The sequence below is a fragment of the Mesorhizobium sp. P2_A8 genome, assembly GCF_056404935.1.
The window spans coordinates 303,252-317,689 of record NZ_JBFUDB010000006.1 but is presented as its reverse complement, the minus strand read 5'-3'; the positions used below and the strand labels follow the sequence as shown (position 1 = coordinate 317,689).

Genomic DNA, 14,438 nt, shown 5'->3' with positions numbered 1-14,438 from the left:
TTCGCGCGCTGGGTAAATCCCGAAAGGGAATTCATCAGGCCGAGCTGAATGACGTGGCTTTCGAGAAGCACCGGAAGTCGAGAAAGCCGCGTCAAGCGGCCTGCCTCATGAATTCTTCGTCGGGATTTCAGGCGCAGACGCGGTTGCGGCCTTGCCTCTTCGCCTCATAGAGCTGGCGGTCGGCCCGGCGATAGAACTCCTCCGCGGTTTCCTTTCGGTCCCAGACCGCCAAACCGACGCTGGTGGTGATCTTGAGGCGGACATTGCCTGATAGCACCGACATGTTGGCAATCGCCTTGCGGATGCGCTCGGCGAACTTGCCCAGCAGTTCGGCGTCCATGTTGGGCGTGACCACGGCGAACTCCTCGCCGCCCAATCGCGCCACCACGTCGTGATAGCGTGTCATGTCCTTGAGGCAATTCGCGACGGCCTTGAGCACCTCGTCGCCGACATCATGGCCATGGGTGTCATTGACCTGCTTGAAATGGTCGAGATCGAGGATCATCAGCCCGACGGGCTTTTCGATGCGCCGGAACTCCTCGAGATACTCCTTCAGCGCATCGTCGAAATAGCGCCGGTTCTGCATGCCGGTCAGGCCGTCGGTCAGGGCCGCATGCTCGAGTGTCTCCGAGCGGGCGCTGAGCGAAACCGTCATGGCGCGCAGCTTGCCTTCCTCCGTCGCCTGTTTGCGGATCAACGGATAGATGAAGAAGATGCCGAAGAACAGCGCCGTGGCCAAAAGCACGCCGGTCGCGAACAGCAGCTTGTTGAGATAGATGACCTTGTCCATGCCCGAAGCCGTATGCAGCTCGGTGGCGAAGGATTGCAGAAGCCCGTACGCATGCAGCGTCACCAGGCCGGCGGCCAGGATCACGAAGATAAAGACGAAAAATGCTGATTCCGCCTTGTGGAAACGCATCTGCTCCCCGTTGGAAAAGTGCCCACTGACCTTATGGCACGGGCGGGCTTACGGAGGGTTAATCCGGACAACCGCAACGCGAACCTTTCCTTGCAAGTCAACTTTTCAGGTTGCAGCGGAAACAAGCGATCAGATCGTGGTTTCCAGATCATCACCGGGGCGCAATCTGAGCCATTCCGGCCCCAATTGATGCCTGAACCAGGTCGACTGCCGCTTGGCATATTGTCTGGTTGCGATCTTGGCGCGCTCGATCGCCTCGGGAAAGCCAATCTCGCCTGCCATCGCCGCCTTCAGTTCGCGAACGCCGATCGCTTTCATCGCAGGCAGGTCGGGATCGAGGCCAAGCGCCGATAGCCGCCTGACCTCGTCCAGCGCCCCCTTGTCCAGCATTTGGTCGAAGCGTTTTTCGATGCGGTCGACCAGCGCCGCCCGGTCCGGCTCGATCACGAAGAAATGCGCGCTCTGCCTGTCGACGAGCGGCTGGCCGCGCTCCGCCTGCCAGTCCCGGATCGAACGGCCCGACGCGTCGAGCACTTCCAGTGCCCGCACGATGCGCTGGCTGTCGGTCGGCTTGAGCATCATGGCTGACGCGGAATCCTCGCGCAGCAGCAGGCCGTGCAGCTTGACGGCGCCCTGCTCCTTCAACTCATAGCGCCAGCGGTCACGGATTCGCTGCGGAATGTCGGGCATTTCCGAAATACCCTCAGCAAGCGCACGGAAATAAAGCCCGGTGCCACCGACAAAAATTACAGGCCGTTCGAAGAACGTGCTGTCAGGTCGCCCGCGGAGCGTCCCGTCGTCGATCAGCTTCATCACGTCGCGTAGCCAGGCGCCGGTGGAATAGGCTGTGGCCGGGTGGACATGGCCATAGAGAAAATGCGGCGCGCGGGCGAGGTCGGCCGCTCCCGGCCGGGCGGTCAGCACGTCGAGCACGGAATAGCCCTGCATGGAATCGGTGTTGACGATGACGCCACCCCTGCGCTCGGCCAGATCGAGCGCCAACGCCGACTTGCCGCTGGCGGTCGGTCCGGCTATCAGGATCGCGTTCTTCACGCGGCCCTCGCCCGCCCGTCCGCCGGAATCTTCGATGCCGCTCATCGCCACGCTTGTTTCCCGTCCCGCCGACCGCGCTTTGTCGCTGTCGCTTGCGAATATGGCGTCACGGTTGGTCGGCGCAAGCGCTGTTGTCTGGCTTGCCGACGGGATTGCCTGCGATCTTGCCTTGCCCCGGGAGGCCAACGCCGCCGATACGAGTGCCGCCTTGCGCGCAGCACTCGCCACCGAGGCGGTCGACGTGATCGTCCAGCAGGCGGAAACCAGGCGCAAGAAGATCCTCATCGCCGACATGGATTCGACCATGATCGACCAGGAATGCATCGACGAACTGGCCGACGAGATCGGAGTCAAGGATCGGGTTGCCGCCATCACCGCGCGATCTATGAATGGCGAGATCGCTTTCGAACCAGCCTTGCGCGAGCGGGTGGCGTTGCTGAAGGGCCTCGACGCCGCGGTGGTCGACCGCATCGTCGCCAATCGCCTGACGCTGGCCTCGGGTGGCCGCGCGCTGGTGCGGACCATGCGCGCCAATGGCGCCTGGACAGCACTCGTGTCCGGCGGCTTCGAAGTGTTCACGACGCGCATCGCGGCCATGCTTGGCTTCCAGGAGAACCGCGCCAATCGCCTGCTTGAACAGGACGGCCGCTTCACCGGGCTGGTCGGCGAGCCGATCCTCGGCCGCGCCGCCAAGGCCGATGCGCTGCTCGAGATTTCCTCGCGGCTCGGCCTGACGCCCGCCGACGCCATTGCGGTCGGCGATGGCGCCAATGATCTCGACATGATCCGGCTGGCCGGCACCGGTGTCGCCCTCCATGCCAAGCCGACGGTGGCGGCACAGGCAAAGGTTCGCATCGACCATGGCGACCTGACCGCATTGCTCTATGTGCAGGGCTACAGCCAGGAAGAGTTTGTGCAATGAAACCAATGCGTACCGAGCGCCTGATCCTGCGCAACTGGGAGGATCGCGACCGCGAACTGTTCCACAGGATCAACTCCGACGAACAGGTGATGGAGTTCTTTCCGTTCCGCCGCGACCGTGCCGCCGCGGATGCCAGGATGGAAGAGGTCCGCGCATGGCTCGAGGAGGACGGCTATGGCTTCGCCGCAGCCGAAATCGCGGCCACGGGAGAGTGCATCGGCTTTGTCGGGATAACCGGAACAGAAGATATTGACGTCCTATCTGCCGGCACGATCGAGATCGGCTGGCGTCTTGCCCCGGAATTCTGGGGCAAGGGCTACGTCACCGAGGCGGCCGAGGCCTGGCTGGCCTACGGTTTCGAAACGCTTGGCCTGGACGAAATCGTGTCTTTCGCGGTCTACGACAACCATCGCTCTACCGCCGTCATGAAACGCCTCGGCATGAGCGCGGACCCGGCCGGCGATTTCGACCATCCCGACGTCCCGGACAGCCACCCCCATCTCAAGCGGCATGTCCTCTACAAACTGTCGCGCCAGGACTGGCAGGCAAGAAAAAAGGCGGCTCGATAGCCGCCTTTCTTCTTGCCAAATTCAGGGACTACAAGCTGTTCTGGACTTCAGTCCATCCGGATCGTCACAAACCGCAGTTCACCGGTCTTCGACGCCAGCATCAAGAGCGCGTTCTTGCGCCCCTGTTCCTTCAGAGCACCGATCCGGTCCATGACGTCCTTGGGCGTTGCGACCGATTCCTGCGCAATCTCGGTGATCACCTCGCCCGGTTGGATGCCGCGCTCGGCGGCGGCCGAATCCTTGGTGACGTCGGTGATGACGACACCCGAAACATCGGCCGCGATGCTGAACTTCTTGCGCGTCTCGTCGTTCAGTTCGCCGACGGTCATGCCAAGCACCGAGGCCGTCGAAACCGCAGGAGCCTTGTCGCCCTTGTCCTGGTCGGTGTTGCTGCCGTCCTCGCCGCTGGCGAGCTTTTCGCCATCCTCGAGCCGGCCGAGCGTCACCTTCACGGTCTGCTCGACGCCCTTGCGCACGATCAGCACGTCGACGGCCTTGCCGACCGGACTTTCGGCGACCACGCGCGGCAGGTCGCGCATTTCATGGATGTCCTTGCCGTCGAACTTGATGATGACGTCACCGGCCTGGATGGTGCCGTTGTCGACGGGGCCGCCCTTGATGACGCCGGCAACCAGCGCGCCCTTGGCGGTCGCCATGCCGAGGCTCTCGGCGATATCGTCGGTCACCGGTTGGATGCGCACGCCGAGCCAGCCGCGCCGCGTCTCGCCGAACTGGCGCAACTGGTCGACGACGCCGGAGGCGAGCTGCGAGGGGATGGAGAAGCCGATACCGATCGAACCGCCGGACGGCGAAATGATCGCGGTGTTGATGCCTATGACTTCACCCGCGCTGTTGAACAGCGGCCCGCCGGAATTGCCGCGGTTGATCGCGGCATCGGTCTGAATGAAGTCGTCATAGGGACCGGAATTGATGTCGCGGTTGCGGGCCGAGACGATACCGACCGTCACCGTGCCGCCGAGGCCGAACGGATTGCCGATCGCCATGACCCAGTCACCGACGCGCATCTTGGTGGAATCGCCGAACTTCACCGCCGTCAGCTTGTGGCCTTTCGGGTCGACCTTGAGCACCGCGACATCGGTCTTGGTGTCGGTGCCGACCAGCGTCGCCTTCAGCGTGATGCCATCCGAGAAATTGACCTCGATGTCGTCAGCGTCGGCGATGACGTGGTTGTTGGTGACGACGATGCCTTGCTCCGCGTCGATGACGAAGCCGGAGCCCAGCGACTGCACCTTCTGCCCGCCATTGTCCTTGTCGCCACCACGGTTCTTGAAGAAATCGTCGAAGAAATCCTGGAAGGGCGAGCCCTCCGGCAACTGCGGCATCGGCACCGCGCCCGGACCTTCGGTACCCTTCACCGTCTGCGAGGTCGAGATATTGACCACCGCGCCAAGCAGGCCTTGCGCCAGATCGGCGACCGAAGCGGGTCCGTCGGCGGCAAATGTCGGCGTCACGAAGGATGGGACAGCGGCGGCGCTGACAAGAAGTGCTGCCGCGCCGGCGATGAACGTCCGCCGTGCCGCGCGCAAAAGGGTGTTGGATGTCATCGAGAAGCCTCCCGGTATTCTTGAAAAGAAAAGCGCTTCGACGAAAACGCCGCGTCGCGCCATGTTGGCAAAAAATACGGCACGTTTGCGGCTATGACTAACGGCAGAGGATAAATCATCCGTTATCCCTTGGATCGAAGTTCGTATGCCTTGGATCGAAGCTCGTATCCCATAGATCGAAGCTCGTATCCCGGGATCGAAGCTCGCATCCCGAAAACCGAAGCGCGCCGCCCTCACCAGCTTCGCACCAGCCAGACGATGCCGACGCCGATGGCAATTGCCGCCAGCCCTGCGATCCGCAACGCGTTCTCGGGCAACGACAGAACTTCGGTGGCAAGCTTCCTGGCAAGGCCGGGAAAACCGCCATAGACCAGACCTTCTATCACAAGGACGAGGCCCATGGCGGCGAGAAAATCCCGCACCGACCGCTATTGGCCGGTGCTGGGCTGTGCCGCCGGCGCGGCGGGTGCCGTCGCCGGAGCGGCTGGCGCGGGCGAAACCGGCTTCGCCGGTCCCTCCTTGCCGTCGGGATCGCGGAAGAAGCGGAAGAACTCCGAGTTCGGCGACAGCAACATCGTCGTGCCGGTGTTGTCCAGCGCCGTGCCATAGGCGTTCATCGACCGGTAAAAATCGAAGAAGGCCGGATCGCGCTGATAGGCTTCCGCGAAGGTGGCACTGCGCTGGGCTTCGCCCTCGCCGCGCAGGATTTCCGACTCTTTCTGCGCTTCGGCGACGATCTCGACCACTTCGCGATCGGCACGGGCCGTGATGCGCTGTGCCGCTTCGTTGCCGCGTGCCCTCAGCCGCGCAGCCTCTGCCAGGCGTTCCGCCTTCATGCGGTCGAAGGTCTGCTGTGAGACTTCGGCCGTGAGATCCGTACGGCGGATACGGACATCCTCGATCTGCAGGCCGAGCGACGTGGCGTCGGGCCGGAGCTGATCGCGGACTTCACGCATCATCACGGCACGCTGTTCGGAGAGTGCGGCCTCGAAATCGCGCAGACCGTAGACGCGGCGCAAGGCAGCGTCGAGACGCGTCCTGAGCCGGGCTTCGGCCAGTTCGATCTGGCCGGACACGGCGGCACGGAAGACGCGCGGATCCGAGATGCGATAGGCGATGAAGGCATCGACCTCATAAAACTTGCCGCCCGACACCTGGACGCGGATGTTGTCGAGGTCGAAGCGCAGCACCCGGTTCTCGATCAACTGCACCGTATCGGCGTCGAAGAACGAGAACGGCGCCTTGAAGTAGATGCCGGGCTCGCTCTTGACGTCGACGATCTCGCCGAACCTGAGCACCAGCGCCTGCTGGCGCGCATTGACCACGAACACCGACGAATAGAGCAGGAACAGGATGACGGCCGCGGCGACGGCGATGATGGGGAGACGATTGGCCATCACTGGTTACCTCCCGTAGTGCCAACAGGCGCGGCCGGTACCGGCGCTTTCGGCTGCAATGCCGGCAGCGGCAGATAGGGGACGACCCCTTGCCCGTTGCCCTGCTCGACGATCACCTTGTTCGAATCCTTCAGAACCCTCTCCATGGTTTCCAGATAGAGGCGCTTGCGTGTCACATCCGGCGCCTTGGCATATTCGTCATAGACCGAGATGAAGCGCTGCGCCTCGCCTTCGGCTTCCTGCACGACCCGGTTCTTGTAGGCGGCCGCGTCTTCGCGAACCTGTGCGGCCTCGCCGCGTGCCTGGCCGAGCTTTTGGTTGGAATACTGGTTGGCCTGCTCGACGAACTTGTCCTCGTCCTGCTCGGCGCGCTGCACCTCGTCGAACGCATCGGCCACCTCGCGTGGCGGTGCTGCATCCTCGATCGAGACGGCGTTTATGTTGAGGCCGGCCTTGTAGCCGTCCAGCGTCGTCTGGATGATCTCACGCACGGAAGCTGCGATGCCCTGGCGGTCATCGCGGAAGATGTCCTGTGCCGGCCGGCGGCCGACGGCTTCGCGCATCGCGCTTTCGGCAACCTGCCGCAGCATGCCGTCGGGATCTGAGACGTCGAACAGATAGGCCCGGGGGTCGGAGACCTGATAGGCCACCGAGAACTGGACGTTGACGATGTTCTGGTCGCCCGAAAGCATCAAGCCATTGCCGCTGGTGTTGCCGCCGCCAATGTCGACGAGCTGTTCGGAAATCTTGGCCGTTTCGACGGTTTCGAGCGGCCACCAATGGAAATGCAGGCCGGGCTGCGACAGTTCGGCCTTCGGCTTGCCGAAGCGCAGTTCAACCGCGACCTCGTCGGGCTGCACGGTGTAAACCGCCTGGAACGCCCACAGCACCACAAGTGCTGCCGCGATCAGCCCGAAAATGGCCGGGCTTGCGCCACCGCCACCCGGCAGGGCGCGCCGCAACCTGTCCTGGCCGCGGCGGATGATGTCTTCGAGATCGGGAGGCGAGCCCTGCGGGCCGCTCGGTCCCTTTGGTCCCTGCCCCCAGGGTCCCTGATTGTTGCCGCCGCCGCCCCATGGGCCGCCGCCACCGCCGCTTTTGTCGTTCCAGGGCATGAATGTCCTTTCGCTTGGAATTCCCTCAAGCGCCGATGCTACGGCGCGAAATCCAGTGTGATACTTCTATAGGGACGCCACGAGGCGCTTTCAACGCGATGCGTTGCCGACTTCGTTCGATTTGGTCCGGTCGCGACCCTTTGTCGTTCTTTCAATGCACGTCGCGGCGTCGCTCGTAAACCGAATAGCGCGTTGCGTGGCTGTCCTTTTCCCCGGCCGGCACCTCCTGCGAGCTGACAACGCGCCAGGAATTCGCGTCGATCGGCGGAAAATGCGCATCGCCATCGACCGTTTCCAGCACATGGGTGACATGCAGCCGGTCGGCGAGCGGCAGCGCCTGGGCGTAGATTTCGCCGCCGCCGATGACGCAGACCTCGTCCACACCGACCATGCAGCGCCCGCGCACCGTAGCCAGCTGGATCGCGGCTTCGAGCGAATGCACGACCTCGACGCCTTCGGCGCGCCAGGCCTTGTCGCGGGTCACCACGATGTTCAACCTGCCCGGCAGCGGCCGGCCGATGCCTTCATAGGTCTTGCGGCCCATGATGATGGGCTTGCCCATCGTGTCCGCCTTGAAGCGCTTGAGATCAGTGGACAGCCGCCACGGCAGCCCGCCGTCCCGCCCGATCACGCCGTTTTCGGCGATGGCGACATAGATTGCGACGTACATCAGTTGCCATCCCCGTTATCGCTGTCCGTTGGATCGAGCAGCAGGATGTCGATGTCGTGCTCGGGATAGAAATCGTCCGCCGTCATCTCGAAGGTGGTTGGCCCGACCTTTTTGACATTGTCGCCGCAGAACGAGACCAGGGCTTTCGGCTTGCCCTTGTCGACCGTCAGCTTGAACTTGCCGATGGTACCCGCCGCCCAGTTGCCGCCGGTGGTCAGGATATAGGCGATGCGGCTTTCGTTGTAACTGGGATAGCCCTCGGGATCATCCTTCGCCGCCTTGCGCACCGCGTTCTCGAAAGTATCGTCCATGCAGTAGCGGGTCTTGTAGGTGGCGTACTGGCCCTGGAACTGGCCGTCGAAGAAAAAGCTGACCGAAGACGTGCCGCCGACGCTCGGCTTGTAGCGGTGCGAGACATGAACGTCCTTGTTAGCCGGAAAGGTCGAGCGCCACCAATAGGTCGAACGCAATTGCCAGAATGGCGCATAGTTGGGTTTCGAGCCGCCGCTGTCGTCGATGATGATGCCGCGGTTGACCCAATCGTCGGCCACCGCTTGCGGCAGCTTTGCCAATGCGGCCTTTGCCGCGTCGCCAAACGGGTTGAACGGCACATTCTGCGCTTTCAGGTCGGCACCGATATCGATGCCGAGCGCGAACACCTTCTGCTCGAGCCGCGGCTTGGCCGCGATGCCGTCGATCGTCACCTCGAAGCCGAGAAAATTATCGCTCTGATTTTCCGGAATCGCCGGCATCTCCTCGGGATCGCCCGAAATATCCGGCATCGGGAAGGCGACGATCGCATCGACATCCTTGTCGGTGTTGTTGTGGAAGACGTAGTCGACCGTCACCTTTTCCGGCGAGATGAAGAGGTCCTCGCTTTGCATCGACACGGCATCGCTGCGCGACAGGATCAGGCCGCCAGTGCCAAGCTCGGCAACCGAATCATTGGCGAAAGCAGGCACGGCTGAAAGGGCCAGCGCTGCAGTCAGAACATATCGCAACATGGAAGCCCCCTCGGCCAGAATGCCCACATGACCCTAGCCGGTTCAACGTGGCGTTTCAAAGCCCTTCCGCATCCGCGGGCGCGCCAAAGGGGGTCTGGACCAAGCGGTCTGGACTAACAGGTTCCGATCGGGCAGGAGTTCGCTCCATGCGCAAGCTTCTCGTCATCGGCATCGGCGCCGGCAATCCCGACCATATGACCGTTCAGGCCATAAACGGCCTGAACCAGGCCGACGTGCTGTTCATTCCCGACAAGGGGGAGAAAAAGAACGACCTTGCCGACCTGCGTCGCCAGATCTGCGACCGCTTCGTTAGCAACCCGAAATCACGCCGCGTCGAATTCGACGTGCCGGTGCGTGCCGAGCCGGCGCCCTCCTACCGCTCGACCGTGGACGATTGGCACGAGGCCATCGCCACGATCTACGAAGACCTTATCCGCGACGAGATTGCGCAGAACGGCTGCGGTGCCTTCCTGATCTGGGGCGATCCTTCGCTCTACGACAGCGCATTGCGCATCCTCGAGCGCGTGCGCCTGAGAGGCAATGTCGCGTTCGAGCTGGAGGTGATACCCGGCATCACCGCTGTCCAGGCGCTTGCCGCCAGCCACAAAATGGCGCTGAACCGCATTGGCGATTCCATCCTGATCACCACGGGGCGCCGTCTCACCCAGGAAGGCTTGGCCGACAATGCCGGCAGCACCGTCGTCATGCTCGACGGCAAATGCGCCTTCAACGTGCTGACCGACAAGGATGTCGTCATCCATTGGGGTGCCTATCTCGGCACGCCGGACGAGATCCTTCTCTCCGGCCGGATCGGTGATGTCGGCGCGGAGATCGAAAAGGTCCGCGAAGAAGCCCGCCGGCAAAAGGGCTGGATCATGGACACCTATATGCTGCGCAAGCCTGGCGAGCCGGAGGAATAGAGCACCCGCTCTCTCACCCGCCGTCGATTTCAGACTGCAACGCCTCCATATGCGTTGCAGCCGCCGCGGCCGCCGCGCGCTCGATGGCGCGGAAGCGGCTGACCACCGCAAGACCCACCGCCGTCAGGTGCGCACCCCCGCCCTTGCGGCCACCCGTCTGCGCCGCGACCAGCGGTTTGCCGAACACCCGGTTCATGTCCTCGACCAGGTCCCAGGCGTGCTTGTAGGACATTTCCATGCCGCGCGCGGCGGCCGAGATGGAGCCGAAGGCGGCGATCTGTTCCAGCAGCTCGATCTTGCCCGGGCCGATGCGCCCGTCGGGATCGAGATTTATCCGCAAGCTCAGCGACGGCATTTTTTGTCCTCCGCGGTCACGCCCGATCCCATCTTAGAAGCTCTCCAGCGATACCGCTATTCCAAAAAAACATAGCGATGATCATCCGTGCGCTTCGAGGGGCAGGCCGGCGCCAGTGTTGGCCCGGTCGAAGCTCACCGTCTTGACCACAGCGAAAATCTTGCCGCCGAGTTGAAGCTTCAGCGTGTGCCGCGACTGCTCGGTGATGCGGGCAAGCACGACTACGCCGTTGCAGTCGATGCCGACCTCGACCGTGGGGCCCTCACCGGGGCTTATCGCAGTAATGGTGCCCGGCAGGATGTTGAGTGCGCTGAGGCCGGTCGGCTCTTCGGTGGCGATCATCACATCGCGGGCGCGTATACGGATGCGCACCGGCGCGCCTGTCTTCGCCACCAGCCGCGGCACCCGGATCTCGCCGGCGGCCGAGCCGAGCACGGTCATGCCAAAAGTCTCGTCATGACGCAGCACCCTGGTGTCCAGCACGGCGCCACCCTCGCCGCGCTCCTCCACCGGCAGCAGGTCGAGCCTCTGCATCACCGCATCGGTCGGGCCGCTGGCGATGACATGACCTTGCGCCAGCGTCACCACGTCGGTGGCCAACCGCGCCACCTCTGCTACGGAATGGCTGACATAGACGATCGGGGTCTTCGTCTCGTCGCGCAGGCGTTCGATATAGGGCAGGATCTCGGCCTTGCGCGCCTCGTCGAGCGAGGCCAGCGGTTCGTCCATCAGCAGCAATCCGGGGCTGGTCAGCAACGCCCTGCCGATCGCCACACGCTGCTTCTCGCCGCCCGAGAGCTTTGCCGGCCGCCTGTCCAGCAGCGGGCCGATGCCGAGCAGTTCGACGACGGCATCCATATCCGCGTAGCGCTGCGCTGGCGGCGTGAACCAGCGGCCATAGCGCAGATTGCCGGCCACGCTCATATGCGGAAACAAGCGCGCATCCTGGAACACCATGCCGATGCGGCGCTTGTGTTTCGGCACGAATATGCCGGTATTGGTGTCGACCAGCACGCGGCCATCGACCTCGATGCGCCCTTTGTCGGGTCGGATCAGCCCGGCGATCATGTTGATCACCGTCGTCTTGCCGGAACCCGAGGGTCCGAACAGCGCCGTCAGCCGCCCGGCGCTCTCGAAGCGGACGTCGAGGCTGAAGTCGCCGAGGCGATGGCTGATGTCGACGAGAACCGTCATTCGATGTCCATCCGCCTGCCGACACGCCGCGCCAGCACTTCCGACGCGACCAGTGCGGCCATCGAGATGACGATAGAGATCAGCGTCAGCCGGAGCGCGCCCTCATCACCGCCTGGCACTTGCGTGAAGGTATAGATCGCCGACGGCAGCGTCTGCGTCTCGTTGGGGATGTTGGAGACGAAGGTGATGGTCGCCCCGAACTCGCCCATCGCCTTGGCGAAGGACAGGATCGCACCGGCAATCAGCCCGGGCAGGATCAGCGGCAGCGTGATCGTGGCGAACACCCACAGAGGGTTGGCGCCGAGCGTTCCCGCCGCCGCCTCCATCTTGCGGTCGACCGCCTCAATCGACAGCCGGATCGCCCGCACCATCAGGGGAAAACCCATGATGCCGCAAGCCAATGCGGCGCCTGTCCAGCGAAACGAGAAGACGATGCCGAAATGCTCCGCCAGGAAGGCGCCGGCCGGGCCGCGCTTGCCGAAGGTGAGCAGCAACAGATAGCCCGTCACCACTGGCGGCAGGATCAGCGGCAGATGCACCAGGCCGTTGAGCAGCGTCTTGCCCCAGAATTGTCCTCGGGCAAGCACCAGTGCAATCAATATGCCGGGCGGCAGGCTGGCGACCATCGCCACCGTCGCCACCTTGATCGACAGCCGGACCGCATTCCATTCATCGGGAGTGAGGTCCAGCAGCCAGTTCATATTGCGATATCAGGCCCTTTCGAACTCAGTTGCTCGGCGTCAGGACAGTAAAACCCTGATCCTTGAACAGCGCGCCAGCCTTGGCCGACTGCAGGCATTTCAGGAAAGCCGGCGTATCCTTGTCCTTCGAATCGGCGGTCTGGGCAACCGGGTAGATGATCGGCGGATGCGAATCCTCCGGGAAGGTGCCGACCACCTTGACGCCCTTTTCGGCATGCGCGTCGGTGGCGTAGACAATGCCGAGGGCCGCTTCGCCGGTCGAAACCAGCTTCAGCGCCGCGCGCACATTCTCGGCCTGTGCCACCTTGCCCTCGACCGACGACCAGACACCGAGCGATTCAAGCGCCGCCTTGCCGTATTTGCCGGCCGGCACCGCCTTGACATCACCCATGGCCAGCTTGCCGTCGCCGATCAGCTTGGCCAGGTCGAAGCCTTTCTCGATCCTGGTTTCAACCGTCGAGTCCTTCGGCGCCACCAGCACGATCTCGTTGCCGAGCAGCTTCACTTCGGTATCCGGCATGGTCAGCTTCTTGTCGGACAGATATTTCATCCAGTCGAGGTCGGCAGAAATGAAGACATCCGCCGGCGCCCCGCCTTCGATCTGCTTGGCCAGTGCCGAACTTGCGGCGTAGGAGACGGTCGCGGCTTCGCCGACATCGGCCTCGCAGGCCTTGTTCACCGCATCGAGCGCGTCCTTGAGGCTGGCCGCGGCAAACACGACCACCTTGTCTTGCGCATGCGCGGCCGGCACTGCCACCATCAGCGTCGCCGTCAAACCGCCAAGGGCGATCGCTCTCAATCCGAAACCTTTGCGCGTCATGGAAAACTCTCCCTGGGTTTGAAATCCGGTCGGCTCGAAGCCTGTCGACCGATATATCCGCATGAATATAACAAGGGAAGACCCGGTGCCCCGCGAAAACGTCTGTTCGACGTCGATTGTTCTGGTAAGACGGGCAAAGAAACCTTGAAAAAGGAACTCCGATGAAGATCAGTGCCCGCAACATCCTCAAGGGAACGATCACCGAGATCGTCAAGGGAGCCACCACCTCGCATGTCAGGATCGACATTGGTGGAGGCGCCATCGTCACCGCCTCGATCACCAATGAGGCGGTCGCTGACCTCAAGCTCGAAAAGGGCAAGCAGGCCTATGCCGTGGTCAAGGCTTCGGACGTGATGGTCGGCATCGACTGATCGGTGCCTGGTTTTCGAAGGGCGCGCTAATCGGCGGGCTCTAGACGGCGATAGGCGCCTTGATCGACGCATCAGCGACGTAGTTTTCCAGCCGAAAATCCTCGAAGCGGAAGGCGAACAGGTCCTTCACCTCGGGGTTGATCCACATCGTCGGCAGCACCCTCGGCGTGCGCCGCAGCTGCTCGCGTGCCTGTTCGAAATGGTTCGAGTAGAGGTGGGCATCACCAAGCGTGTGGACGAAATCGCCCGGCTTCAGCCCGGTCACTTGCGCCACCATCAGCGTCAGCAGCGCATAAGAAGCGATGTTGAACGGCACGCCGAGGAAGATATCGGCTGAGCGCTGGTAGAGCTGGCAGGAAAGCCGCCCTTCCGAAACGTAGAACTGGAACAGGCAGTGGCACGGCGGCAACGCCATGGCTTCCACTTCGGCCGGATTCCATGCTGAAACGATCAGCCGCCGCGATTGAGGATTCCGGCGTATCTCCTTCAGAAGATTCGTTATCTGGTCGATGGAACCGCCATGGCCATCCGGCCAGGAGCGCCACTGCTTGCCGTAGACCGGGCCGAGGTCGCCATTCTCGTCGGCCCATTCGTCCCAGATCGAAACGCCATGGTCGGTGAGGTACTTGATGTTGGTGTCACCGGCCAGGAACCACAGCAGTTCATGGATGATCGACTTCAGGTGCAGCTTCTTTGTGGTGGTGACCGGGAAGCCGCGCGCCAGGTCGAAGCGCATCTGATAGCCGAACACGGAGCGTGTGCCGGTGCCGGTGCGGTCGCCGCGATCGGCACCATTGTCCAGCACATGCTGCAAGAGGTCGAGATATTGGCGCATCGGTTCCGGCTCGATTCGATATTTCACC

Annotated in this window: 17 protein-coding genes; 4 read left to right on the top strand and 13 right to left on the bottom strand. The window is 63.0% G+C overall.

Annotated features, from left to right (window positions below; genetic code table 11):
* Positions 1-127: 127 nt before the first annotated feature.
* On the bottom strand, positions 128-919 hold the full coding sequence (locus AC1D10_RS19640) for a GGDEF domain-containing protein (RefSeq protein WP_379021989.1): 792 nt from the start codon (positions 917-919) through the stop codon (positions 128-130).
* Positions 920-1,048: 129 nt separating this feature from the next.
* Entirely contained in the window at positions 1,049-2,017 is a 969-nt protein-coding gene (miaA, locus tag AC1D10_RS19635) for a tRNA (adenosine(37)-N6)-dimethylallyltransferase MiaA (protein ID WP_477274710.1), read from the bottom strand.
* On the opposite strand from miaA, the gene serB reads away from it, so the two are divergent.
* Both serB and AC1D10_RS19625 read left to right on the top strand, forming a co-directional pair.
* On the top strand, positions 2,007-2,894 hold the full coding sequence (serB, locus tag AC1D10_RS19630; protein ID WP_477274708.1) for a phosphoserine phosphatase SerB: 888 nt from the start codon (positions 2,007-2,009) through the stop codon (positions 2,892-2,894). The two genes, miaA and serB, sit on opposite strands and share 11 nt — an antisense overlap.
* On the top strand, positions 2,891-3,463 hold the full coding sequence (locus tag AC1D10_RS19625) for a GNAT family N-acetyltransferase (RefSeq protein WP_477274706.1): 573 nt from the start codon (positions 2,891-2,893) through the stop codon (positions 3,461-3,463). The genes serB and AC1D10_RS19625 overlap by 4 nt, the downstream gene beginning before the upstream one ends.
* 47 nt (positions 3,464-3,510) lie before the next feature.
* Here AC1D10_RS19625 and AC1D10_RS19620 read toward each other — a convergent pair whose 3' ends face one another.
* The 6 genes from AC1D10_RS19620 to AC1D10_RS19595 form a co-directional block, all read right to left on the bottom strand.
* On the bottom strand, positions 3,511-5,028 hold the full coding sequence (locus AC1D10_RS19620; protein WP_477274704.1) for a DegQ family serine endoprotease: 1,518 nt from the start codon (positions 5,026-5,028) through the stop codon (positions 3,511-3,513).
* A gap of 233 nt (positions 5,029-5,261) precedes the next feature.
* Entirely contained in the window at positions 5,262-5,450 is a 189-nt protein-coding gene (locus AC1D10_RS19615; protein ID WP_477274702.1) for a DUF2065 domain-containing protein, read from the bottom strand.
* A gap of 6 nt (positions 5,451-5,456) precedes the next feature.
* Positions 5,457-6,425, bottom strand: coding sequence for a protease modulator HflC (hflC, locus tag AC1D10_RS19610; RefSeq protein WP_477274700.1), 969 nt, complete (start codon positions 6,423-6,425; stop codon positions 5,457-5,459).
* Positions 6,425-7,540: an FtsH protease activity modulator HflK gene (gene hflK, locus AC1D10_RS19605; protein WP_477274698.1), complete on the bottom strand. Its 1,116-nt coding sequence runs from the start codon at positions 7,538-7,540 to the stop codon at positions 6,425-6,427. The genes hflC and hflK overlap by 1 nt, the downstream gene beginning before the upstream one ends.
* Before the next feature lie 151 nt (positions 7,541-7,691).
* Positions 7,692-8,210 carry a dihydrofolate reductase gene (locus tag AC1D10_RS19600; protein WP_477274696.1) on the bottom strand — a complete coding sequence of 173 codons (519 nt, stop codon included), beginning with the start codon at positions 8,208-8,210 and terminating at the stop codon, positions 7,692-7,694.
* On the bottom strand, positions 8,210-9,214 hold the full coding sequence (locus tag AC1D10_RS19595) for a DUF4424 domain-containing protein (RefSeq protein WP_477274694.1): 1,005 nt from the start codon (positions 9,212-9,214) through the stop codon (positions 8,210-8,212). The genes AC1D10_RS19600 and AC1D10_RS19595 overlap by 1 nt, the downstream gene beginning before the upstream one ends.
* Before the next feature lie 146 nt (positions 9,215-9,360).
* Here AC1D10_RS19595 and cobF point away from each other — a divergent pair, with 146 nt between their 5' ends.
* The gene (gene cobF / locus AC1D10_RS19590) at positions 9,361-10,134 is read left to right on the top strand and encodes a precorrin-6A synthase (deacetylating) (protein ID WP_477274692.1); all 774 of its coding nucleotides are present in this window, start codon (positions 9,361-9,363) and stop codon (positions 10,132-10,134) included.
* 13 nt (positions 10,135-10,147) lie between these two features.
* Here cobF and AC1D10_RS19585 read toward each other — a convergent pair whose 3' ends face one another.
* The 4 genes from AC1D10_RS19585 to modA form a co-directional block, all read right to left on the bottom strand.
* Entirely contained in the window at positions 10,148-10,489 is a 342-nt protein-coding gene (locus AC1D10_RS19585) for a winged helix-turn-helix domain-containing protein (RefSeq protein ID WP_477274690.1), read from the bottom strand.
* A gap of 81 nt (positions 10,490-10,570) precedes the next feature.
* Positions 10,571-11,683 (bottom strand): molybdenum ABC transporter ATP-binding protein, encoded by a 1,113-nt coding sequence (gene modC / locus AC1D10_RS19580; RefSeq protein ID WP_477274688.1) that lies wholly within the window; start codon positions 11,681-11,683, stop codon positions 10,571-10,573.
* The gene (gene modB, locus AC1D10_RS19575; protein ID WP_379106844.1) at positions 11,680-12,384 is read right to left on the bottom strand and encodes a molybdate ABC transporter permease subunit; all 705 of its coding nucleotides are present in this window, start codon (positions 12,382-12,384) and stop codon (positions 11,680-11,682) included. The genes modC and modB overlap by 4 nt, the downstream gene beginning before the upstream one ends.
* A 25-nt stretch (positions 12,385-12,409) precedes the next feature.
* Positions 12,410-13,204: a molybdate ABC transporter substrate-binding protein gene (gene modA, locus AC1D10_RS19570; protein WP_477274685.1), complete on the bottom strand. Its 795-nt coding sequence runs from the start codon at positions 13,202-13,204 to the stop codon at positions 12,410-12,412.
* Between the two features lie 161 nt (positions 13,205-13,365).
* Between modA and AC1D10_RS19565 the strand changes: the two genes are divergently transcribed.
* Positions 13,366-13,575 (top strand): TOBE domain-containing protein, encoded by a 210-nt coding sequence (locus AC1D10_RS19565; protein ID WP_095202217.1) that lies wholly within the window; start codon positions 13,366-13,368, stop codon positions 13,573-13,575.
* 40 nt (positions 13,576-13,615) lie between these two features.
* Here AC1D10_RS19565 and AC1D10_RS19560 read toward each other — a convergent pair whose 3' ends face one another.
* The gene (locus AC1D10_RS19560) at positions 13,616-14,410 is read right to left on the bottom strand and encodes a thymidylate synthase (protein WP_477275011.1); all 795 of its coding nucleotides are present in this window, start codon (positions 14,408-14,410) and stop codon (positions 13,616-13,618) included.
* Between the last annotated feature and the right edge of the window lie 28 nt (positions 14,411-14,438).